Raw genomic sequence first — 22,661 nt, 5'->3', positions numbered from 1 at the left:
ATCTAGTGGCGCAGGCCGCATTGGTTTGTGGGCGTGGCCGGCCCCGGACGGCGGCATCCCGCACGACGTCCGTCTCTCCTCGACCGGCGACGCGACCGACGTTGGAGCGCGCCCTTCCCCTGGGCGCTCCCGCCGTCAGTACCAGTTGTGCGACTGGAAGTGGCCCCACGCTCCGCAGGGCGAGCCGTAACGGCCCTTGATGTAGGTGAGTCCCCACTTGATCTGGGTGGCGGGGTTCGACCGCCAGTCCCCACCCGCGCCCGCCATCTTGGTGGCGGGCAGGGCCTGCGGGATGCCGTACGCTCCCGAGGACCCGTTCGTGGCCTTGTGGTTCCACCCGCTCTCCCGGGTCCACAGGCTGTCCAGACAGCGGAACTGCCGGACGGTCCAGGCGCGCTGCACGACGATGCGGAAGGCGATCGCCTTGTTCCTGATCGTCGGCATCCTGACCCCGGTCTTCGACGGCCTGGCCGAGGTCTTCCAGCGCCGGTGATAGACGCGCTGGGCGCCGGTCCGGCCGGTCAGCTCGGCCGTGGTCGGCACCGGTGGCTCGTAGCCGGTCTCCTGTTGGGCGGGCGGTTCGATGGACGGCGGTTCCTGTTGTTCGGCCTCCGCGTCCGCCCGCTCGGTCTCTTCCGCGGCTCGCGCGGACGTCGCGCAGCCTCCGGTGATGGCCATCGCGGCGACCAGGGTGGCCACCGCGTTACGCAGTACTCGATGACTGTCCACATGAATCCTTGTCGTCGGGTCGCGTGCGAGGGCGCCCGAGCGCCGGGATGACCCGTGCTCGCGCGCGCTGCCCGCCCCCGCCCGTGGCTTCGGGCGAGGCGGGCCCGCATGGCCGACCGGACCTCTACACCCGGAGGTGCTCCGGAAGGCGCCGCGACGCTTCCTCTAAGGCGGATTGAAATACGTGGACCGCCATCAGCGGCATTTCCCGCGACACGCGTAGGACAAGAGTTTGCTCAGGTGAGCTCGATGTCATGCGGTTCTGGGTGTACTGATTTACCGGACGACAGGTCGGCGCGGGATGCGATTACCGTGCTCCGGCTCCCGGTTTGAATTCGGGGCGCGAATCGCTCAGTACCAGCCCCGCGCACGGAAGTGCGCCCATGCGCCGCACGGAGTGGCGTAGCGTTCCTTTATGTATGAAAGGCCCCACTTAATCTGGGTACGGGGGTTGTGTCGCCAGTCCTTGCCCGCGCTGGCCATCTTGCGCCCCGGCAGAGCCTGCGGAATCCCGTAAGCCCCTGAACCGCCGTTGCGCGCGAGGTGGTTCCAGCCGCTCTCCCGCTGCCAGAGCCGGGTCAGGCAGCGGAACTGGGCGGACTTCCAGCCACGCTTGAGCGCGAGCCGCTTACCGGTGGCTTTGTTGGTTGTCACGCGCTTGGCGATCTTTCGCGGCTTTTGGGCCTTCTTTGCCCGCTCCGCGGTGGCGGGTGCCGCCTTGGGGGTAGCGGCGCTCGCGCCGGCGGGTCCGGCCGTGCTCGTGACGCTGCCCGCGGCGAGAGCGGCGGTGACGAGCAGCGCGCTGGTACGGCGTGGCGTCGGCATGAGTGTTCCCTTTCGTGGGAGATCGGGGGACGGCCGACACCTTGCCGTAATGGTGTGGATTTCAGCTAGTTTACAAGCGGTTGTGTAGATCGTTGTTAGAGATCATTCATGTTCCGATCATGCTCCTTATGTGGACTTACAGAGACGTAGTGTGGTTTAGCGCACACTTTCGCCTTCCGCGCCTTGTTGAGTAGTCTCTAGATCATGAATGTTCGTGACATCCCCGTCCGCACACTCGCGGACGTCCCCACCACCCTTGCCGAGCTGACCGGGGACAAGGCGGTCCTGGTCGTCAACGTCGCGTCCAGGTGCGGCCTCACGCCGCAGTACACCGGCCTGGTCGAGTTGCAGCGCACCTACGGCGAGCGTGGCTTCACCGTGGTCGGCGTGCCCTGCAACCAGTTCATGGGCCAGGAGCCGGGCACCGCCGAGGAGATCCAGGAGTTCTGCTCCACCACCTACGGCGTGGACTTCCCGTTGCTCGCCAAGTCGGAGGTGAACGGCGAAGGCCGTCACCCCCTCTACACCGAACTGACCGCCGTCGCCGACGCGGCCGGTGACGCCGGCGACATCCAGTGGAACTTCGAGAAGTTCCTGCTCGACCGGGAGGGCCACGTGGTGGGCCGGTTCCGGCCGGGCACAGAGCCGGGCGACCCGGCGATCACCGGAGCGATCGAGAAGGCCATCGGCTGAGATCGGACCGACTGGAGAGCCTCATCTGCGGGGGCCGCAGCTCCCGCGGATGATCAGCTCGGTCGGCAGGCGCACCGGGCGCGTCCGGCGGCCCGGCGTGCGCAGCACGAGTTCGGTGGCGCGGTAGCCGATGTCCCGCGCGGGCGGAGCGATGACGGTGAGCGGGGGAGCGCACAGCTCGGCCCATGGCACGTCGTCGAACATGATGAGCGAGACGTCGCGCGGCACCCGCAGGTCGAGCTCCCGCGCGGCCAGGACGGCCGCCTCGCCGAGCATGTTTCCCCCGGTGATCACCCCGGTCAGGTCGGGCCGGTGCTGGAAGAGCCCGGAGGCCGCCGCGTAGGCGGAGTCGCGGGTCGCCCGGCCGAACACGATCAGTTCCTCGTCGATCTTCACGCCCAGGGCCGCCAGTGTGTCGCGGAAGGCCGCCGCCCGCCCGCTCTGCCCGACGCCGCCCAGATACGCGATGCGGCGATGGCCCAGCCCCACCAGGTACTCGACCGCCGTCCGCACGCCGGAACGCTCGTCGGCCAGCACGGCGGGGATCGCGCCGACCATGTCGTCGCGGCCGTTGACCCGCCGGTCGGCGAAGACCACGGTCATCCCGGCGCGGAGCGCGGGCGCCCAGGGCTCGGTGTCGCCGGACGGCACCGCCACCACGCGGTCGACCCCCTGCTCCAGCAGGATCCCGATCATCTCCGCCTCGCCCTCGGCGTCGTCGCCGGTGGCGCCCACGATCACCGGTTCTCCGGCGGCCCGCGCGCAGGCCAGCACGCCGTCGGCCAGCCGTCCGTAGAAGGAGTCGGTGATGTCGGGGATCAGCAGGCCGATGCCGCCCGTACGGCGCTGGCGCAGGTTGCGCCCGAGGGCGCTCGGGCGGTAGTCGAGCTGCGCCGCGACCGCCAGCACCCGCTCCCTGGTCTGCTGGCTGGCCGACCCTCCGGACAGCACGCGGGAGACGGTGGCGACCCCGACGCCCGCCGCCTCCGCCACGTCCTTGATCGTTGTGCGCGCTCTCATGGAAACGATTCCATCATGGATTCCATCGGTGGACCAGCGCGGAACGGTAACAGAACGCCTGGTGACCTAGGGGGTCTTGACAGCGATGTCCGTTTCGGGTGAGATGCATGAAAACGTATCCACATCCGTGGTGATCCCTACGGAGGCGGGGCCCGGTCCCGTAAGCGCTGAAGGACTGTCATGGCATCCATCGTTCTGACCAATGTCGACAAGATCTACGCCGGTGGCGTGAAGGCCGTGAACGGTCTGAACCTGGAGATCAAAAACGGGGAGTTCATGGTCCTCGTCGGTCCTTCGGGCTGCGGCAAGTCGACCGCTCTGCGCATGATCGCCGGGCTGGAGGACATCAGCGGCGGCGAGATCGCGATCGGCGAGAAGGTGGTGAACCACCTGCCGCCCAAAGACCGTGACATCGCCATGGTCTTCCAGAACTACGCGCTCTACCCGCACATGACGGTCGAGGAGAACCTCGCCTTCGGCCTCAAGCTTCGCAAGATGCCCAAGCCGGAGATCCAGAAGCGGGTGCACGAGGCCGCCAAAATGCTCGGCCTTGAGCAGTACCTCAAGCGCAAGCCGGCCGCGCTGTCCGGTGGTCAGCGCCAGCGTGTCGCGATGGGCCGGGCCATCGTGCGCGAGCCGCAGGCGTTCCTGATGGACGAGCCGCTGTCCAACCTCGACGCCAAGCTGCGCGTCTCGATGCGCGCCTCGCTGAACCAGATGCACGAGCGCCTCGGCGTCACCACCGTCTACGTCACCCACGACCAGGTCGAGGCCATGACGCTCGGCGACCGGGTCTGCGTGCTGCGCGACGGCGTGCTCCAGCAGGTGGACACCCCGCAGAACCTCTTCGACAGCCCGATCAACCTGTTCGTGGCCGGTTTCATGGGCTCGCCGTCGATGAACTTCGTCACGGCCGACCTGGTCCGCACCGACCGGGGCGGTGCCGTGTCGTTCGCCGGGTTCACCGTGCCGGTGCCCGACTCGACCTTCGCCTCCAAGCCGGGTCTCGACCGCTACTTCGGCAAGAAGCTGATCCTGGGCATCCGCCCCTCCGACTTCGAGGACTCCGCCGCCGCCAATGGCCACACCGGGACCGGCTGGGCGCGCCTGCCCGTCCGCGCGGAGGTCACCGAGGAACTGGGCAGCGAGATCAACGTGCTGTTCCTGATCGACGCCCCGCCGGTGGAGCACCGCGACACCGTGGCGGCCAAGGACGCCGATGAGGAAGACGAGTCGATGCCGCTGGCCGGTGACAAGTCGCTGTGGACGGCCCGGGTCAACGCCCGCAGCCACGTCCGCCCCGGCCAGAACACCGAGCTGCTCGTGGACACCCACAACCTGCACTTCTTCGACACGAACTCCGGCCTGGCCGTCGGCCACCCGGGCAACGCCGGGCGCTAGCCCATCCTGGGCCGGGGAGCCGCCTGCCACGGCGCCCCGGCCGAACCGGCCGCGGGCGCACCGCGCCCGCGGACGGACGACGAGAGGCCCTCGCTGCGACCCCCTCCCGCGGTGAGGGCCTTTCGCTTGTCCGGAAACCCGGGTCAGTCACCGACTTGGGCGGCCAGGCGCGCCCCCAGTCCGAGCGGGATGAGACGGCCCGCGGCCACGATCGCCTTGTAGCGCAGGGACGGCACGCTGACCAGCCGTCCGGTGGCCAGGTCGCGCATGGCCGCGCCGACCACCTGGTCCGCCTCCAGCCACATCGGCCCGGGGATGCCGGAGACGTCCATCCCGGCCCGCTGGTGGAACTCCGAGCGCACGTATCCCGGGCACAGCGCCATGACCCGGACGCCGGTGCCGGCCAGCCGCGCGCCCGCCGACTCGCTGAAGCGCACCACCCACGCCTTGCTCGCGCTGTAGCTCCCGTGCGCGAAGAACGCCACCACGGACGACACGTTGATCACGCCGCCGCGTCCGCGCGAGCGCATCCACGGCAGCGCGGCGAGCGTGAGCCGGAGCACCGCCTCACAGTGCAGGCGGAGCATCCGCACCTCGTCCTCGGCCGTCACTTGGAGGAACGACTCCCGGTGCGCGAATCCCGCGTTGTTCACCAGCAGGTCGATCCCCTCGTGGACCCGCTGCTCGACCCGCGCGAGGTCCTTCTCATCGCTGAGATCGGCGGGTAGCGCCCGCGCCGGCACGCCGTAGCGCAGGGTCAGTTCCGCGGCCGTCTCCTCCAGCCGCGCGGCGTCGCGGGCCACCAGGACGAGTGAGAAGCCGTCGCCGGCGAGGCGGCGGGCGAACGCGGCGCCGATGCCGGACGTGGCACCGGTGATCAATGCGGTTGGCATGACTGCAGCGTAACCGCACGGCCGCGCCCGCCTTTCCTGTCCGGGTGCGGACGCACGTTCTACCGGGGTATTTCTGTAACAGATCAGACCGGCGTCAGAGAAAGGTTTGGTCAAGATTTCCCAGATGTGCCCGGCCGGATGCGGGAGGGATACTGGAAATCGGGCCCGGAGGGGACCACCGATCCGCATTGGACCGGGGCCCCCGGTGCGCACGGCGGCCACGGACCGCAGCCCGCCCCGTCGCCCGGTCCGCACCCGGCAGGGGCCCCAGGCCAGTGGCCGCAAGCGCCGTCCCGAGGACCGTCGGGTCCGGAGGGGGCGGCGGGGCGCAGGGTGCGCCGTCGGACGGCTCGGCGGGGGCGTACCCGGCGGGGGGGCTGGGGTGGGTGCGGGGCAGTGGCCGGAGGCGGCGTTGCCGTCCTCAGGGCCAGAGCGTGGCGCTGGTACGTATGGTGCGGGCGGGCCGCGGGGGGTGTGGGTTTTGCCGGCCAGTGTGGCGGCGTTGGCGGTGTTCACGGTCTTCGGGTCCTACGCGGTCGTCGCACCCGGGCCCGGGGTGGCGGCGGCGTCGGCGGAGACCTTCATCACGCCGGGGGCCGCCGTCCTGTTGCTGATCGTGATCGTGATCGCCGCGATCGTCGTGGCCGTGTCCTTCTACGTGATCCGTGGCGTCCAGGCCGAGCGTGCCCGCGCCGATCGGGCCAGGGACGAGGCCGTGGCCCGTGCCCAGTTCCTGGCCGCCGCGTTGGAGCCGGAGTCGGCCATGCGCCTGCTCGGCTATGGCGGCACCGGCCCGTATCATCCGCCCCGGACCGGCGGGACGGCCTGACGCCGCCATGCCCAGTGGGCCGGGCGGGAGAGGGACGGCGGCAGCCGGGTCGCGGCGTCGCCCGCGGCGGCGTCGAGCTGGGCCTGGATCAGGAAGAGGCTCCCGGTGAGGTCGGCCCCGCCCAGGTTCGCGCCGCGCAGGTCGGCCCCGATGAGGTCGGCCATCCGCAGATCCGCGCGGCGCAGGTCGGCGCCGATGAGATAGGCCCCGCGCAGGTTCGCGCCCCGTAGGTCGGCTCCGCGCAGGTCGGCTCCGACGAGGTCGGCCCCCCGGTGCTCGCGCCCCAGCGGACGGCGGCGGCCCCGCTTGGGCGCTCCGCCGGGCCGCGCGGGCGGGACCTCGGCCCGTGCCAGCTCGCTCGCCCGCAGCAGCAGGTCGTTGACGCGGGCCCGATGCGCCCCGAGGTCGAGGGCCGCGAGCGAACCCGCGTCGCCGAGCGTGAGCCGTTCGGTCTCCTCGAAGGCGCGGGTGAGCGCGTCGCGTACCGGCGCGGCGGCGGGCAGTGCCATCGCCTCGCGCACGTACCACAGCAGTTCGTGCAGGGGCCGCATGACGGCGAAGGCGTCGAACATGCTCCGCGCCGTGGCGGGCTCGCCCCGCCAGTCGCGCCCGGCGAAGGTGACCTGGGAGACCCGCTGCCCCGCGCCGAAGCAGTCGAAGACCGTGCACCCGGTGAACCCCCGGTCCCGCAGGTGCGGGTGGATGCCGCAGCGGAACCCCGGATCCAGGTTGGGGCACGGTGTGCCGGACGGCTTGTCGATCGCGAAGTCGGCCGAGGCGGTGAACGCGGGCGCGACGCAGCACAGCGCGAAGCACCGCGAGCAGTCGGCACGCAGATCCTCCAGATCGGCCCGGTTCACGCCCGCGCCCGCGCGTTCCCCGGTCTGCTCACGCCGTACGGACAACTGCACGATCTCCCGAGGTCGAGGGACTTGATCCCGGGCCGGGAATCGGCGGCGGGACCCCGAGAGTTTACCCCCCGGTCTCCCGCCGCCCGGACGGCCGGCGCCGTCAGCGCTGTCAGCGGCCTCCCAGCTTCTTGTCCAGACCGGCTCGGCGCAGCGCCTCGGCCATGGCCCCGGACGCCGGGGGCTGGCTCCGGCGGTCGTTCCGGCGCTCGCGCGGCTGGTCGCCACGCCGTCCCTTGGGCTGGTCGCCCCGGGGCTGCCGGTCGCGGCGGCCGGAGGACGGTGCGGGCTCGTCGTCGAGGCGCAGGGTGAGCGAGATGCGCTTGCGCGGGATGTCGACCTCCAGCACCTTCACGCGGACCACGTCGCCGGGCTTGACGATGTCGCGCGGGTCCTTGACGAAGGTCTTGGACATGGCCGACACGTGGACCAGGCCGTCCTGGTGGACGCCCACGTCCACGAAGGCCCCGAACGCGGCGACGTTGGTGACCACGCCCTCCAGGAGCATGCCCGCGGCGAGGTCGGAGAGCTTCTCGACGCCGTCGGCGAAGGTGGCGGTCTTGAACGCCGGTCGCGGGTCGCGGCCTGGCTTCTCCAGTTCCTTCAGGATGTCGGTGACGGTCGGCAGGCCGAAGGTGTCGTCGACGAACGTGCGGGCGTCGAGGGTGCGCAGCACGCCGCTGTTGCCGATCAGCGTGGCGAGGTCGCCGGAGGTGGCCGCCAGGATGCGGCGGACCACCGGATAGGACTCGGGGTGGACGCTGGAGCTGTCGAGGGGGTCGTCGCCGCCCCGGATGCGGAGGAAGCCCGCGCACTGCTCGAACGCCTTCGGGCCAAGCCGGGGAACGCCCTTCAGCGCGCTGCGGGAGCTGAACGGGCCGTTGGCCTCGCGGTGGGCCACGATGTTCTCGGCGAGCCCGGAGCCGATGCCGGAGACCCTGGTGAGCAGCGGCGCGGAGGCGGTGTTGACGTCGACGCCGACCGCGTTCACGCAGTCTTCCACCACCGCGTCGAGCGAACGCGAGAGCTTGGTCTCCGAGACGTCGTGCTGGTACTGCCCGACGCCGATCGACTTGGGGTCGATCTTGACCAGCTCGGCGAGAGGATCTTGCAGGCGGCGGGCGATCGAGACGGCCCCGCGCAGCGAGACGTCGAGCCCGGGCAGCTCCTGCGCCGCGAACGCCGAGGCCGAGTAGACCGACGCCCCGGCCTCGGAGACCATGACCTTGGTCAGTCCGGGCACCAGCGCGGCCAGTTCCCCGGCCAGTTTGTCGGTCTCGCGGGAGGCGGTGCCGTTGCCGATGGCGACGAGCTCCACGCGGTGCTTCTTGGCCAGTGCCCCGAGGGTGGCCAGCGCCTCGTCCCAGCGCTGCTGCGGCTGGTGCGGGTAGATGGTGGCGGTCTCCACGATCTTGCCGGTGGCGTCGACCACGGCGACCTTGACGCCGGTGCGGAAGCCGGGGTCCAGGCCCATGGTGGCGCGGGTGCCCGCGGGCGCGGCGAGCAGCAGGTCGCGCAGGTTGGCCGCGAAGACCCGGACGGCCTCTTCCTCGGCCGCCTGCCACAGGCGCATCCGCAGGTCGATGCCGAGGTGCACCAGGATGCGGGTGCGCCAGGCCCAGCGGACGGTCTCGGTCAGCCAGCGGTCGGCCGGCCGGCCGAGGTCGGCGACCCCGTTACGGGCGGCGATGCGCTCCTCGTAGCCGCCGTCGGCGTCTTCCTCGGGGTCCATGGTGAGAGTGAGGATCTCCTCCTTCTCCCCGCGGAACATGGCCAGGATGCGGTGGGAGGGCAGCTTGGTCAACGGCTCGGCGAAGTCGAAGTAGTCGGAGAACTTCGCGCCGTCCTCCTCCTTGCCCTCGCGGACCGCCGCGACCAGCCTGCCGCGCGACCACATCCGCTCGCGCAGCGAGCCGATGAGGTCGGCGTCCTCGCCGAAGCGCTCGACGAGGATCGCCCTGGCGCCTTCGAGCGCCGCCGCCGCGTCGGCCACGCCCTCGGTGACGAACTCGGCCGCCGTCTCCGCAGGGTCGAGCGAGGGGTCGCCGAGCAGCCGGTCGGCGAGCGGCTCCAGGCCCAGCTCCCTGGCGATCTGCGCCTTGGTGCGCCGCTTGGGCTTGTAGGGCAGGTAGATGTCCTCCAGGCGGGCCTTGGAGTCGGCGGCCATGATCTGGGCTCCCAGCGCCTCGTCGAGCTTGCCCTGGGAGCGGATGGACTCCAGGATCACCTGGCGCCGCTCCTCCAGTTCGCGCAGGTAGCGCAGCCGCTCCTCCAGCGTGCGGAGCTGGGTGTCGTCGAGCGCGTCGGTCGCCTCCTTGCGGTAGCGGGCGATGAACGGCACCGTCGCCCCGCCGTCGAGCAGCTCGACGGCCGCCTGCACCTGACGCTCGCGCACGCCGAGCTCCTCGGCGATCCGCTGATCGATAGAGGTCGTCACGTCCTCCGCCTTCCCCCTTGGGTCCGGGGATGATTGTGCCGCCATCCGGGCGTGGTTGTCGCGCCGCCCCGGCGCGCCGCCGCGCGTGCCACCGCCGCACGGGTCTCACTCAGGCGATTCATCGAGATGCAGTGAACTTCAAACGATCTCTGAATTCAGCTCGGAAACCGCTCTTTCGATGCTGAACCCGAGGGCCGGACTGTGCGATGATGCGGCTTTCCTTCGTGGGCATCGGCGCTCACGTGCACTTCAGGGATTCATGCTGAACTTCATCGGGTACTTGAACTTCAGGTGAAGGAGGTGATCACCGTGTCGACCGAAGACGCCGGGCAGGCCCTGGCGCGCCGCCTCCGCTCGCTGCGCGAGGACGAATGGCCCGACACCCGGATCACGCAGCTCCAGCTCGCCCAGGCTCTCGGTGGAGACCGCCCGCTGAGCGTGCCGCTCATCTCCTCCTGGGAGTCCCTGTCCAAGCCGAAGATCCCGCCGGTCAGCCGTCTGGAGGCCTATGCGACCCTCTTCGCCACCCGCAGGTCGGTCGACACCGGCCACGTCAGGATGCCCGACCCTGCGGGCCTCAGCCCGGAGGAGCGGGCCCGCAGGGGCGAGCTGTATCGGGAGCTGCAGGCCCTGCGGGCCGCCGCGCTGAGAGGGCTCAACGACCCCGCCAGGCGGGCGCCGGTGGGCGGGCTCGGCGCGATGACGGCCGCCAACGGCGACGGGCCGTGGCTCTTCGCGGAGGGGGAGGCGATCACGCTGGTGTGCGCGCAACTGCCGCCCGACATGCGGGAGCGCATGCCGTACGCCGACCCCGACGATCCCGATTTCATCGAGCTGTACACCTACGCCGACCTCGACGCCCTGTTCGAGCTGCACGGGCACGTCCGCGCGCTGAACCCGCGCAGCCAGGTGAACCTGCGCGTCGCGCAGCGGTTGCAGCCCGACGACTACACGACCCACCTGGTGCTCCTGGGCGGGGTCGACTGGAACCACGCCACCCAGAACGTGCTCAACCGGCTCAGCCTGCCGGTCCGCCAGATCGCCGACTGGGAGAACCCGGCCGGGCCGTACTTCGAGGTGTCGCGGGAGGGCGGGTCGGAGGCGTTCTACCCGATCCTGGAGCGGGTGGGCGACGGTAAGCGCCTGGTCGGCGACGTCGGCCACTTCTACCGGGGCCAGAACCCCTACAACCGCAAGCGCACGATCTCCATCTGCAACGGCATGTACGGCCGGGGCGTCCACGGCGTGGTTCGCGCGCTCACCGACGCGCGCTTTCGCGACCGGAACGCCGAGCACGTCGCCGAGCGGTTCGGCGACGCCGAGTCCTACAGCATCCTGACGCGCGTCACCATCGAGGGCGGCGTGGTGCTCACGCCGGACTGGACCATTCCCGACAACCTCCTGCACGAGTGGTCGGACCCTACTGAATGAGACGCCCGGCACCGCCGCGCGGGAGATCTGGCGGCAGCCCCTTTCACAGCGGCTCCCACCGGCATCTCCTGGCCGAGGAAAGACCGGCGGAGGTGGTGCCCGGGCACGTGGACGCGCTGGTGGTGCCCACCGCCCGGCGCGCGGCCTCGCTCCGGCACGCCGCCGCGCTGGCGGACGGGCTGGCCGTGCCCCTGGTGGCGCTGTGCAGTAGGTGGGCGAGCGCGGAGGCGACGGCCAGGACGGTCGATCCGCCCGACCTGGCGCTGCTGGCCGTGGACGTCCCGCGCGCGGCGGGGCTGGCGCTGCCCACGCTGGCCACCACCGAACTGCTGGCCGAAACCAAGTTCGAGCGCCGGACCGACATTAGCCTCAAGCGCAACCTGGGCCTGATCATCGCCCGGATGGTCGGCTGGCGGCGCATCGTGTTCCTCGACGACGACATCACCGTGGCCGATCCCGGCGACCTGCTGCGCGCGGCCGGGCTGCTCGACACCTATGAGGGCGTGGGCCTGTCGATCGGCGGGTTCCCCGACCACTCCGTGGTGTGTCACGCGCACCGGCGTACCGGCGGCTACCAGGAGACGTTCGTCGGGGGCGGCGCGCTGGCCGTGGATCCGGTGCGCACCACCTCGTTCTTCCCCGACATCTACAACGAGGACTGGTTCTACCTGCTGGACGACCGGCGGCTGCGGCCGGTCACCGTGACCGGTCACGCCTGCCAGGCCCCCTATGACCCGTTCGCGCATCCGGACCGCGCCCGGGCGCAGGAACTGGGCGACGTGCTGGCCGAGGGCGTGTACTCGCTGCTCGACGTCGGCCGTGCCGTCCGCCAGGCCGACCGCGCGTTCTGGGCGCGGTTCCTGAGCAGGCGGCGGCACTTCATCGACGACGTGGGCCGCCGGGTCGCGCGGTGGCCCGACACCCCCGAGCGGCACCGCATGACGGTCTCCCTGAAGGCGGCGTACGGCAGGCTCCAGTTCATCACCCCCGGCCTGTGCGAGGAGTACCTGCACGCCTGGCTCGCCGACCGGGCCAGGTGGCGGCGGTACGTGCGCAGGCTGCCGATGCGGGTGCGCCTGGAGGAGGCCCTGGCGGTCGTCGGGCTGGGCGCGCACGAGAGCGTGCTCCAGCCGGGCGCCGACCGGCAGAGGACCCCGGAGCCGGTCCTGCCCAGCGGAGCGGTCATTTGGTAATCATCTGGGGCGGATGGGATCAATAGACTATAAGTGGATCTCTTGGGCATCCTTCTGGAAACAGCACCCTGGCGACCGACGACGGAGGCTCCGTGCCCGACCCGCACATCCGGCCCGTCATCGACAGCGACCTGACGGCGCTCATCTGGGCCTTCGGCCAGGCCGACTTCTTCTTCGACCGCTTCAGCCGCCAGAGCCGGGGCAGGGGCGCGCTGCTGATCGCCCTGCGGGGCGGTGCCGTCGTGGGGAACGTCTACCTGTGGTGGGAGCCCGCGGAGGAGGCCGAACTGCGCGAACGCCTGCCGGGGGTGCCGGTGCTGACGCACCTGGAGGTGCGCTCCGACCAGCGCAACCGGGGGATCGGCACGGCCCTGCTCGCCGAGGGCGAGCGCATCCTGCGGCAGCGCGGGCACCACAGGGTCGCGCTGGGCGTCGGGCTGGCCAACGCCGACGCCCAGCGGCTCTACTCACGGCTCGCGTACGTGGAATGGGACTACCCGCCCGTTCGCACGGCCGAGGAGACCTTCCAGATCTTCGTCAAGGCGCTCGGGTGCGAGCGGGACGAGGAGGAGTGCCGCCCTAGATGCGGAAGTCCAGATCAGGGGTGATGTCGGCGACGTCCATCTGCGCCTTCTGCAGACGGCCGCTGTAGTCCCAGTTCATCGCCTGCCAGCGGGTGAACTGGTTGAGCACCCACACGCCGGACTGGCGGCTGCCGTTGCCGGACTTGCCGTTGCCGCCGAACGGGAGGTGGGCCTCGGCGCCGGAGGTGGAGTTGTTGACGCTCACCATGCCCGCGCCCACGCCCGCGCGGAATCGGAACGCCGCCTTCGGGTCGGTCGTGTAGATCGACGATGACAGGCCGTATCCGGGCAGGTTGGCCAGCTCGATCGCCTCGTCGAGCGACTCGTAGGAGGTCACCCCGACCAGAGGGCCGAAGGTCTCCTCCATGAACAGGCGGTCGCCCGGGCGCACGCCGTCCACGACCACCGGGTGGTAGTAGAGCCCGCCCTCGCCGGTGAACGCGCCGCGCGGATTGTCGGCGGTGACCTGCCCGGTGGGGCCGGACACCACCGTGTGGTGCGGCTCAAGCCAGGTGAGGTACTCCTCGAAGCGCTCGGCGAACTTGCCGTCGAGCAGCGGGCCGAGCACCACGTCGCCCGCCGGGTCGCCGAGCGGCGCCTCCTGGACGGCCCGCGCGAAGCGGGCGACGAACTCGTCGCGGATCGAGGAGTGCGCGATGACCGTGCCCAGGGACGTGCAGCGCTGACCCGCGGTGCCGAACCCGGCGAACAGCGCGCCCTCCACGGCGAGGTCGAGGTCGGCGTCGGGGGTGACCACCATCGGGTTCTTGCCGCCCAGCTCCAGGCACGGCGACTGCAGGTGGCGCCCGCACAGCTCGCCGATCGCGCGGCCGACCGCGCTGGAGCCGGTGAAGCCGACCTTGCCGACGGTGCCCTCGTCGAGCGCGCGGGACAGGCCGTCGAAGGTCGCCCGGCCGTCGGCGAAGACGATGTTGAGCACGCCGTCCGGCAGGCCGGCGGCGGCGAACAGGCGGTACATTGCGTGCGCGGAGGCGGCGGCGTACTCGGCGGGCTTCCAGACCACCGTGTTGCCGCACAGCAGGGCGGGGACCAGGTACCAGGACGGGACGGCGACCGGGAAGTTCCCAGCGGTGATCACGGCCGCGACGCCCACGGGGACCCGGAAGGTGAAGAGGTTCTTGTCGGGCATCTCGGAGGGGACCGTCTGGCCGTACAGGCGGCGGCCCTCACCGAGGAAGAAGTCGCAGGTGTCGACGATCTCGCGGACCTCGCCGAGCGCCTCGGCGTAGGGCTTGCCGATCTCGCGGGTGACCAGCGCGGCCAGCGTCTCGGCGTTGGCCTCGACCAGGCGGCCGATCGAGGCGATCACCCGCCCGCGCACCGGCGCGGGCACCGCGGCCCAGCCGCGCTGCGCCTCCTTGGCGGTACGGCACGCGGTGGCGAACGTCTCGGCGTCGGCCGGCCCGACGCGGGCCACCACCTCGGAGGTCCTGGCGGGATTCGTGGAGTCGTACGCCTCGACGGAAGCGGCGTCCTTGCCGCCGATCACGGAGACGATCTGTCGGGTCACCATTGACCTCTGCCTTCCTTGTAGAGAAACCGCGCAGAAACCCGCTCAGCGCGTACGAAAGTCCGCGAAGTCGAAACCAGGGGAGACCACGCAGCTGACCAGCACCTCACGGTCGCCCGCGGGGCGGGCGGCCTGCCACGCCCCGGCGGGCACGATCGCCTGCGGGATCTGGCCCCGCTCGACCTCGGGCCCGAGGATGATCGGCTCGCGGTCGTCGATCAGCAGGGCCAGCGGCCCGCCCCGATGCCACAGCCAGACCTCGTCGGAGCGCACCGCGTGCCAGATCGACTCCTCTCCCGGCATCAGCAGGAAGTAGATGCCGGTCGCCGACGACCGCTCGCCCGGATAACCCTCCGGCCGGAACGACGCCTCCGTCCGCCATGTCTCGCGGAACCACCCGCCTTCGGGATGGGGGAGCAGCCCCAGGGCCTCGGCCACCGGTGGGCGCTCCTCGATCGAGATGAACGTTCCCGCCGCGTCACGCCGCAGGAACCGCATCCGGCCGTCGTCCACCGCCACCACGGGCTCCGGCCCGGGGAACGCCTCGGCGGCGATCCGCAGGGCCTCGGAGTCGTCTCGCGCGTGGACCGGCCGTCCGTCGGGATAGACCTTCAACAGCACTCCACGATCGTAGCCGCTGTCCGCTTCCGCGCAGCTCAGCCCGCTCTTTCCGGAAGATCGTTAAAGGTGGCCGATTCTGTCGGTGAGCACCGCTAATGTGCCAGCGTGATCGATCGGTGGAGCCGTGATCAAGTGCTGGAGCTCGCCCCCGACGCGTCCTCGCGAAAGGCCGCCCAAGGCGTCTCAGCCCCGGGAAAGTGGTCGTCGTCGGGCGTGGCCCCGGGGGCGATCTGGGGCGAGTGCGCGGGCAGCGGCGCGAAGCCGTACCGGGCGTGCGTCGACCTCGACGAGCCCGCCTACCGCTGTACCTGCCCGAGCCGCAAGTTCCCGTGCAAGCACGCGCTGGGCCTGCTGCTGCTGTGGTCGGCCGACGGCGTTCCGCCCGCGCAGGCACCACCGGGCTGGGCCGAGGAGTGGCTGGCCGGGCGCAGAGACCGCGCCGAACGCCGCGCGGCGGCGGCGCGCGAGCCCAAGCCCTCCGAGACGGACGGCCGGCCAGAGGGCCGGTCAGATGGCCGGCCGGACGGGCGGCCCGGTGAGCGGCCGGACGAGCGCCGGGGCGCAGAGGCCGACCGGCGGGCCGAGCAGCGCGAACGCCGCGTGACGTCGGGCCTCTCCGAGCTGGAGCGGTGGCTGGCCGACCAGATCGGCCAGGGCGTCGCCGGCACCCGCGCGGCCGGTCCCGCGCACTGGGACGACCTGGCCAAACGCCTCGTGGACGCCCAGGCGCCCGGCGTCGCGGGGGCGGTCGCGCGGCTCGCCCCCGTCCTGTCGGGCGACGACTGGCCGGGCCGCCTGGTCGAGGAGTACGCCCTGCTGCACCTGCTGGCCCTGGCCCATCGCCGGGAGCTGCCCGGCGACCTCATCCAGACGGTCAGGTCGCGGGTGGGCTTCCCGGTGTCCCGGGAGGAGGTCCTGGCCGGGGCGGCGGTCCGCGACGAGTGGCACGTCCTCGGCAAGCGCGACCACGAACAAGACCGCCTGGTCTCGCGCCGGGTTTGGCTGCGCGGCCGGACGACGGGGCGGGCGGCGCTGGTGCTGTCGTTCGCGCCGATCGGGCAGGCGCTGGACGCCTCGCTCGTCACCGGCTGCGCCGTCGACGCCGACCTGGCGTTCTACCCGGGCGCGAGCCCGCTGCGCGCCCAGGTGGCGCTGCGCCACGCCACGCGGTCCGCGGTCGGGCCGCCGGGCGTCTCCGTCACGGAGGCGCTCGACGAGGTGGCCGGGGCGCTGGCCGGAGACCCGTGGGTGGAGTCGTGGCCGGTGGTCCTCGCGGGCGTCGTCCCGATGCGCGGCGACGGCTGGCTGCTCGGCCACCCGGCGGCGCCGGGCGGCCAGGCCGAGGGCATGCCGCTCGCGCCCTCGGTGGGCGCTCCCTGGCGGCTGCTCGCGGCCTCCGGCGGCCGTCCGGTCACCGTCGCCGCCGAATGGACCCCGCGCGGCCTGGTCCCTCTGTCCACCTACGACGCGGCGGGAAAGGTGATCGTGCTGTGAGCGGCGAGAGCGCTCGGAGAACCGGGGAGTGGGAGGAGATCGTCTCGGCGGCGCTGGTCGGCACCGACCGCCGTCCGCCCGCCGGGATGCCAGAAGGCGCCGAACCGGCGCCCACCCTGCTGGAGCGCGCGGCCGTCCAGGTCGTGCGCAGGCGCGCGGGGCAGCGGCTCATCAGGGGCGAGCCGCTGCCCGTCGCGCCCGGCGAGGAGCGTCCGGAGGTCCCGGTGGCCGCCGCCGACCGGCTGGCCAGAATCCTCGGCGGCGAGCACCCCAGGCTGCTGCCCGAGTGGCTGGGCGCGGCGGCGGCCATGGGGCGGCGGGTGCCGCCGCACCTGCTGCCGCAGTTGCTCGACCACGCGGCCAAGGACCGCTCGATCCGCTCCCACGTGGCCGCGCTGGCCGGACGTCGCGGCCGGTGGCTGGCCGGGCTGGGCAGGCAGGAGTGGTCCTACCTCGACCGCGAGCCCGACGCCGCCGCCGGCCCCGGCGACGACACCTGGCGGCTCGGGAGCCAGGGCGAGCGCCTCGGGCACCTGCGCGACCTGCGCGCGGCCGACCCCGACGCCGCCCGCGACCTGCTCGCGGGCGGCTGGGCCCAGGAGACCCCCGACGACCGGCTGTCGTTCCTGCAGACCCTCGCCGACGGCCTGGCCGACGCCGACGAGCCGTTCCTGGAGGCCGCGCTCGACGACCGCCGCCGCGAGGTGCGGCAGGAGGCCGCCGACCTGCTGATCCGGCTGCCCCGCTCCCGGCTCGCCGCCCGGATGGCCGAACGCGGGCGGGGCTGCCTGCGGCCCTCCGGCGGGCGGATCGAGGTGGTGCCGCCGACCGCCTGCGACACCGCGACCCGGCGCGACGGCGTGCGCGCCACGCCGCCGCGCGGCACGGGCGAGCGGAGCTGGTGGCTGCAGCAGGTTGTGGCGCGCACGCCGTTGTCGGTGTGGACCGATACCTTCGGCGTGCCGCCGGACGTCCTGGTCGGTCTGAAGATCGTCGACTGGGCGCGCGAGGTGCGGGCGGGCTGGGTCCGCGCCGCCGTGCTCCAGCGCGACCCGGCCTGGGCGCGGGCACTGTTCGAGGTCGACCCGCTGGCCGAGCTGCTGGGCGTGCTCCGCCCCGCCGAGCGCGAGGCGCTGACCGCCGAGTTCGTCGCCCGTCATCCCGTGGACGGGCAGTTGATCATGGTGCTGGGCGGGGCCTCGGCGCCCTGGGGCCCGGCGCTGACCCGTGCCGTGCTCCTCAAGATCATTGAGATGGCCGGCACCCAGCCGTGGAACCTCGGCGAGCTGGCCAGGCTCGCAGGGGAGCGGGCCGATCCCGCGCAGCACGAGGCGGCGGCCAGGTTGTCGGCCGATCAGCCCACCGTGCAGGAGGTCGCCGCCGTCCTCCGCTACCGCAGCGACATGTTGAAGGAGTTGTCGTGACCGAGGTTCTGCGCCCGCACGCCGAAGACCTCTACGCCGAGGAGCTCGCCGTGCTCGCGAAGACGGACGACCGGGCGAGGCCGCCCGGGTGGCGGCTGTCCCCCTGGGCCGTGACGACCTACATCGTCGGCGACGGCGACCAGATCAGCCCCAAGTACATCGGCCCGCGCCGCATCGTGGAGGTGGCCGTGGCCACCCTCGCCACCGACCGGGCGCTGCTGCTGCTCGGCGTGCCGGGCACCGCCAAGACCTGGCTGTCGGAGCATCTGGCCGCGGCGATCAGCGGCGACTCCACGCTGCTGGTGCAGGGCACGGCGGGCACGGCCGAGGAGGCCGTCCGCTACGGCTGGAACTACGCCCGGCTGCTCGCCGAGGGGCCCTCGCGCGAGGCGCTGACGCCGAGCCCGGTCATGCGCGCGATGTCGGAGGGACGCATCACCAGGGTCGAGGAGCTGACCCGGATGCCCTCCGACGTGCAGGACGCGCTGATCACCGTGCTGTCGGAGAAGACGCTGCCGATACCCGAGCTGAACGAGGAGGTCCAGGCCACGCGCGGGTTCAACGTCATCGCCACCGCCAACGACCGCGACCGGGGCGTCAACGAGCTGTCCAGCGCGCTGCGGAGGCGGTTCAACACGGTGGTGCTCCCCGTCCCGGCCACCGCCCAGGAGGAGATCGACATCGTCTCCCGCAGGGTCGGCCAGCTCGGCCGGTCGCTGGAGCTGCCCGAGGTGCCGACCGCCCTTGAGGAGATCCGCCGGGTGGTCACCGTGTTCCGCGAGCTGCGCTCCGGCGTCACCGAGGACGGCCGCACCAAGGTCAAGTCGCCGAGCGGCACGCTGTCCACGGCCGAGGCGATCTCCGTCCTCACCGGCGGCGTCGCCCTCGCCGCCCATTTCGGCGACGGCGTGCTGCGCCCGGCCGACGTCGCGGCGGGCATCCGGGGCGCGGTGGTCCAGGACCCGGTCTCCGACCGCGTGGTGTGGCGCGAGTACCTGGAGACCGTGGTGCGCGAGCGCGACGGCTGGAGCGACTTCTACCGGGCCTGCCGCGATGCCGACTGACGCGCCGGTCGCGCCCGCCCTGCTCGGCGTACGGCACCACGGGCCGGGCTCGGCCCGCGCGGTCCGCGCCGAGCTGGTCCGGCTCGCCCCCGACATCGTGCTCATCGAGGGGCCGCCCGAGGCCGACGCGCTGGCCGCCCTGGCGGGCGACCCCGGCATGGAGCCCCCGGTGGCGCTGCTCGCCCACGTCCCAGGCGAGCCAGCCAAGGCCGCCTTCTGGCCGTTCGCGGCGTTCTCTCCCGAATGGCAGGCGATCCGCTACGCCCTGGACGCGGGCGTCCCGGTCCGGTTCTGCGACCTGCCCGCCGCGGTCAGCCTGGCCGACGCCGACGACGACGAGGCCGACGGGGAGGCCGCGGCGCACGTCGATCCCATCGGCGCGCTGGCCTCGGCGGCGGGCCACGACGATCCCGAGCGCTGGTGGGAAGACGTCGTCGAGCACCGGGCGGGGATGACCCCGTTCGAGGTGATCGCCGAGGCGATGTCCGCCGTGCGCGAGGGGCACGTGCCTGGGGCGCGGGAGGCCCGGCGCGAGGCGCACATGCGGCGGACGCTCCGCCGTACGCTCAGGGAGGGCTACCAGCGGGTGGCCGTGGTGTGCGGGGCGTGGCACGTGCCCGCGCTGGCCGCGCCGTCCACGGCCAAGGCCGACGACGCGCTGCTGCGCGGCCTGCCCAAGGCCAAGGTCGAGATCACCTGGGTGCCGTGGACCTACGGCAGGCTCTCCGCCCGCAGCGGCTACGGCGCGGGCGTCGCCTCGCCCGGCTGGTACGACCACCTGTTCACCGCGCCCGACCGGCCGGTGGAACGCTGGCTGGCCGGGGCCGCAGGGGTGCTGCGCGAGGAGGGCCTGGCCGTCTCCTCCGCCCACGTCATCGAGGCCGTGCGCCTGGCCGAGGGGCTCGCGGTGCTGCGCGGGCGTCCGCTGGCCGGGCTCGGAGAGGTCACCGAGGCCGCCAGGGCGGTGCTCTGCGAGGGCGACGACCTCCCGGTCGAGCTGATCGCGCGGCGCATGGTGGTGGGCGAGCGGCTGGGCGGCGTCCCCGACGCCACGCCCATGGTCCCGCTCCAGCGCCACCTGCGCGAGGAGCAGCGCAGGCTCCGGCTGAAGCCGGAGGCGCTCGACCGCGACCTCGACCTCGACCTGCGCAAACCGCTCGATCTCGACCGCAGCCACCTGCTGCACCGGCTGGTCCTGCTCGGGGTCGGCTGGGGCACCCCCCGCGAGACCAGGGGCAAGGGCACCTTCCGCGAGTCGTGGACCCTCGCCTGGCGGCCGGAGTTCGACGTCGAGCTGATCGAGGCGAGCGCCTGGGGCACCACGGTCCCCTCGGCCGCCGCCGCGAAGGTCCGCGACCTGGTGGCGCGGGAGGACGCGACCCTCGCCGAGCTGACCGGCACGGTCGAGGCGTGCCTGCTGGCCGGGCTCGGCGAGGCGCTGCCCGACGCCGTGCGGGCGCTGGCCGGGCGCGCCGCGCTCGATCCCGATGTCACCCACCTGATGGCGGCGGTGCCCGCGATGGCCCGCGCCTGGCGCTACGGCGACGTGCGCGGCACCCCCGCCGAAGGGCTGGGCGCGGTGGTCTCCTCGATGCTGGCCCGCGTCCGCGCGGGGCTCTCCCCGGCGATGACCGGCCTCGACGACGACGCGACCAAGGAGATGATCGGCCACGTCGACGCCGTCCACGCGGCCACGGCGCTGCTGCCGGAGGCCGAGCGGGCCGCCTGGCTGGTCACGCTGAACGGCCTGGCGGGCCGTACCGACCTGCACGGCAGGATCGAGGGCAGGCTGATCAGGATCCTGCTCGACGCCGGGCGGCTCGGCGACGGCGAGGCCGCGCGCCGGATGGCGCTGGCCACCTCGGCCGGGCATCCGCCCGCGCGGGTCGCCTCCTGGGTGGAGGGGTTCCTGTCCGGCGGTGGGCTGCTTCTGGTGCACGACGCGCAGTTGCTCGGAATGGTCGATCAGTGGCTCAGCGGGCTCGGCGCGGGGGCGTTCGTCGACGTGCTGCCGCTGCTGCGCCGTACGTTCGCCGCCTTCGACGCGCCGGAGCGGCGGGCAATCGGCGAGCGGGTGCGGAACGCGGGCCGGGCGGCGCGCCCGTCCGGAGGCTCCAGCGACTTCGGCGACTTCGGCGACTTCGGCGACATGGTGTGGATCGATGAGAAGCGCGCGGCCGGAGCCGTCGCGACGGTGCTGGCGATCCTGGGGAGGTCCGATGGATGACACGTCGAGCGCGGAGCGGCTGCGCCGCTGGCGGCTGGTGCTCGGCGGCGACGCCGACGGCACGGGCTGCGCGCTGTCCGGGGGAGACGCGGGGATGGACGCCACGCTGGCCGCGCTCTACGGCGGGCGGCAGGGCTCCGGCGCGGGCTCAGCGGGCTCGGGCGAAGGCCGTACGGCCGGCCTCGGCGGCTCCGCGCCTCAGGTCGCCCGCTGGCTCGGCGACATCCGCGGCTACTTCCCGAGCACGGTCGTGCAGGTCATGCAGCAGGACGCCATCGAGCGGCTGAACCTCACCCGGCTGCTGCTCGAACCGGAGATGCTGGAGGCCGTCGAGCCCGACGTCCACTTGGTGGGCACCCTGCTCTCGCTGAACCGGGTGATGCCCGAGCAGGCCAGGGAGTCGGCCAGGGCGGTGGTCCGCCGGGTCGTCGAAGACCTGGAGCGCAAGGTGGCCCAGCGCACGCGGACGGCGATCAGCGGCGCCCTGGACCGCTCGGCCCGCACCCACCGTCCCCGCCGGGCGGCCGACATCGACTGGGATCGCACGATCCGCGCGAATCTGCGGCACTACCTGCCCGAGCGGCGCACGGTCGTGCCGTCCCGGCTGGTCGGCTACGCCCGCCGGCAGCGGGCGGTGAAGCGCGAGGTGGTGCTGTGCGTCGACCAGAGCGGTTCGATGGCCGCCTCGGTGGTCTACTCGGGCGTCTTCGGGGCGGTGCTGGCATCGATGCGCTCGCTGCGCACCTCGCTGGTCGTGTTCGACACCGCCGTGGTCGATCTCACCGACCGTCTGCACGACCCGGTCGAGCTGCTGTTCGGCACCCAGCTCGGCGGCGGCACCGACATCAACCGTGCCATCGCCTACTGCCAGGGGCTGGTCACCCGGCCGGCCGACTCCACGTTCGTCCTGATCAGCGACCTCTATGAGGGCGGCATCCGGCAGGAGATGCTGCGGCGGGTGGCGGCGATGCTCGCGGCCGGGGTGCAGGTGATCGTCCTGCTGGCGCTGTCCGACGAGGGCGCGCCGTCCTACGACCACGACAACGCCGCCGCGCTGGCCGCGATGGGGGTCCCGGCCTTCGCCTGCACGCCCGACGCCTTCCCCGACCTGATGGCCGCGGCGATCCAGCGGCGCGATGTCCGCGCATGGGCCGAGCGCCACCTGGGGGCCAGTGCCTCCGGGTGACGCTCGGTGGTGCGAACGCGCGCGGCGCGTTCGCCGCCCGCCCATTTCCGGTCTCTCTTTGAGTGGTGGTACGAACGGTGTTCGCTGACGAACACTGTTTTAGTTGGCGAACGACATTCGTGACAAGTACGATGTTCGTGTAAGTGGAAGCAAGCTCGAAGCGAGCGTTGG

At 72.6% G+C, this 22,661-nt stretch carries 19 protein-coding genes; 11 read left to right on the top strand and 8 right to left on the bottom strand.

Features of this window, described 5'->3' with window-relative positions; all coding sequences use genetic code 11:
• Nucleotides 1-135: 135 nt before the first annotated feature.
• Nucleotides 136-729: a transglycosylase SLT domain-containing protein gene (locus tag P3X83_RS07100; protein WP_277304053.1), complete on the bottom strand. Its 594-nt coding sequence runs from the start codon at nt 727-729 to the stop codon at nt 136-138.
• Between the two features lie 351 nt (nt 730-1,080).
• Nucleotides 1,081-1,554 (bottom strand): transglycosylase SLT domain-containing protein, encoded by a 474-nt coding sequence (locus P3X83_RS43300; protein ID WP_346742687.1) that lies wholly within the window; start codon nt 1,552-1,554, stop codon nt 1,081-1,083.
• A 204-nt stretch (nt 1,555-1,758) separates the two neighbouring features.
• Between P3X83_RS43300 and P3X83_RS07090 the strand changes: the two genes are divergently transcribed.
• On the top strand, nt 1,759-2,247 hold the full coding sequence (locus tag P3X83_RS07090; RefSeq protein WP_277304052.1) for a glutathione peroxidase: 489 nt from the start codon (nt 1,759-1,761) through the stop codon (nt 2,245-2,247).
• 21 nt (nt 2,248-2,268) lie between these two features.
• Here P3X83_RS07090 and P3X83_RS07085 read toward each other — a convergent pair whose 3' ends face one another.
• Entirely contained in the window at nt 2,269-3,267 is a 999-nt protein-coding gene (locus P3X83_RS07085) for a LacI family DNA-binding transcriptional regulator (protein ID WP_277304051.1), read from the bottom strand.
• 180 nt (nt 3,268-3,447) lie between these two features.
• Between P3X83_RS07085 and ugpC the strand changes: the two genes are divergently transcribed.
• On the top strand, nt 3,448-4,668 hold the full coding sequence (ugpC, locus tag P3X83_RS07080) for a sn-glycerol-3-phosphate ABC transporter ATP-binding protein UgpC (protein ID WP_277304050.1): 1,221 nt from the start codon (nt 3,448-3,450) through the stop codon (nt 4,666-4,668).
• 143 nt (nt 4,669-4,811) lie between these two features.
• Here ugpC and P3X83_RS07075 read toward each other — a convergent pair whose 3' ends face one another.
• Nucleotides 4,812-5,561, bottom strand: a complete 750-nt coding sequence (locus P3X83_RS07075; RefSeq protein ID WP_277304049.1) for an SDR family oxidoreductase — start codon at nt 5,559-5,561, stop codon at nt 4,812-4,814.
• A gap of 481 nt (nt 5,562-6,042) precedes the next feature.
• Here P3X83_RS07075 and P3X83_RS07070 point away from each other — a divergent pair, with 481 nt between their 5' ends.
• A complete protein-coding gene (locus tag P3X83_RS07070) occupies nt 6,043-6,390 on the top strand; it encodes a hypothetical protein (RefSeq protein WP_277304048.1) in 348 nt (115 codons plus the stop codon).
• Here P3X83_RS07070 and P3X83_RS07065 read toward each other — a convergent pair.
• Nucleotides 6,360-7,235 carry a pentapeptide repeat-containing protein gene (locus tag P3X83_RS07065; protein WP_277304120.1) on the bottom strand — a complete coding sequence of 292 codons (876 nt, stop codon included), beginning with the start codon at nt 7,233-7,235 and terminating at the stop codon, nt 6,360-6,362. The two genes, P3X83_RS07070 and P3X83_RS07065, sit on opposite strands and share 31 nt — an antisense overlap.
• A gap of 175 nt (nt 7,236-7,410) precedes the next feature.
• Entirely contained in the window at nt 7,411-9,735 is a 2,325-nt protein-coding gene (locus P3X83_RS07060; protein ID WP_277304047.1) for a Tex family protein, read from the bottom strand.
• A 309-nt stretch (nt 9,736-10,044) separates the two neighbouring features.
• Here P3X83_RS07060 and P3X83_RS07055 point away from each other — a divergent pair, with 309 nt between their 5' ends.
• The 3 genes from P3X83_RS07055 (at nt 10,045) to P3X83_RS07045 (ending at nt 12,967) form a co-directional block, all read left to right on the top strand.
• Nucleotides 10,045-11,166 (top strand): helix-turn-helix transcriptional regulator, encoded by a 1,122-nt coding sequence (locus P3X83_RS07055; RefSeq protein WP_277304046.1) that lies wholly within the window; start codon nt 10,045-10,047, stop codon nt 11,164-11,166.
• Between the two features lie 95 nt (nt 11,167-11,261).
• Nucleotides 11,262-12,359 carry a hypothetical protein gene (locus tag P3X83_RS07050; RefSeq protein WP_277304045.1) on the top strand — a complete coding sequence of 366 codons (1,098 nt, stop codon included), beginning with the start codon at nt 11,262-11,264 and terminating at the stop codon, nt 12,357-12,359.
• A gap of 92 nt (nt 12,360-12,451) precedes the next feature.
• Nucleotides 12,452-12,967: a GNAT family N-acetyltransferase gene (locus P3X83_RS07045; protein WP_277304044.1), complete on the top strand. Its 516-nt coding sequence runs from the start codon at nt 12,452-12,454 to the stop codon at nt 12,965-12,967.
• On the opposite strand, the gene P3X83_RS07040 is transcribed toward P3X83_RS07045, so the two are convergent.
• Nucleotides 12,939-14,477, bottom strand: a complete 1,539-nt coding sequence (locus P3X83_RS07040; protein ID WP_277304043.1) for an aldehyde dehydrogenase family protein — start codon at nt 14,475-14,477, stop codon at nt 12,939-12,941. The genes P3X83_RS07045 and P3X83_RS07040 overlap by 29 nt on opposite strands.
• Nucleotides 14,478-14,519: 42 nt before the next feature.
• Entirely contained in the window at nt 14,520-15,095 is a 576-nt protein-coding gene (locus P3X83_RS07035; RefSeq protein WP_277304042.1) for a cupin domain-containing protein, read from the bottom strand.
• 105 nt (nt 15,096-15,200) lie between these two features.
• Between P3X83_RS07035 and P3X83_RS07030 the strand changes: the two genes are divergently transcribed.
• Genes P3X83_RS07030 through P3X83_RS07010 form a run of 5 tightly spaced genes read left to right on the top strand, consistent with a single transcriptional unit; the run spans nt 15,201 to nt 22,490 of the window.
• Nucleotides 15,201-16,589: an SWIM zinc finger family protein gene (locus P3X83_RS07030; RefSeq protein ID WP_277304041.1), complete on the top strand. Its 1,389-nt coding sequence runs from the start codon at nt 15,201-15,203 to the stop codon at nt 16,587-16,589.
• Entirely contained in the window at nt 16,586-18,013 is a 1,428-nt protein-coding gene (locus tag P3X83_RS07025) for a DUF5691 domain-containing protein (protein ID WP_277304040.1), read from the top strand. The genes P3X83_RS07030 and P3X83_RS07025 overlap by 4 nt, the downstream gene beginning before the upstream one ends.
• Nucleotides 18,010-19,077 carry an AAA family ATPase gene (locus P3X83_RS07020; protein WP_277304039.1) on the top strand — a complete coding sequence of 356 codons (1,068 nt, stop codon included), beginning with the start codon at nt 18,010-18,012 and terminating at the stop codon, nt 19,075-19,077. The genes P3X83_RS07025 and P3X83_RS07020 overlap by 4 nt, the downstream gene beginning before the upstream one ends.
• Nucleotides 19,067-21,304, top strand: a complete 2,238-nt coding sequence (locus P3X83_RS07015) for a DUF5682 family protein (protein WP_277304038.1) — start codon at nt 19,067-19,069, stop codon at nt 21,302-21,304. The genes P3X83_RS07020 and P3X83_RS07015 overlap by 11 nt, the downstream gene beginning before the upstream one ends.
• The gene (locus P3X83_RS07010; protein ID WP_277304037.1) at nt 21,297-22,490 is read left to right on the top strand and encodes a VWA domain-containing protein; all 1,194 of its coding nucleotides are present in this window, start codon (nt 21,297-21,299) and stop codon (nt 22,488-22,490) included. The genes P3X83_RS07015 and P3X83_RS07010 overlap by 8 nt, the downstream gene beginning before the upstream one ends.
• Nucleotides 22,491-22,661: the final 171 nt, after the last annotated feature.

It is taken from the genome of Spongiactinospora sp. TRM90649, from assembly GCF_029382225.1.
GTDB lineage: Bacteria > Actinomycetota > Actinomycetes > Streptosporangiales > Streptosporangiaceae > Spongiactinospora.
Note: the sequence above shows the minus strand (reverse complement) of the source record. Positions and strands in the feature narration are given on the sequence as shown.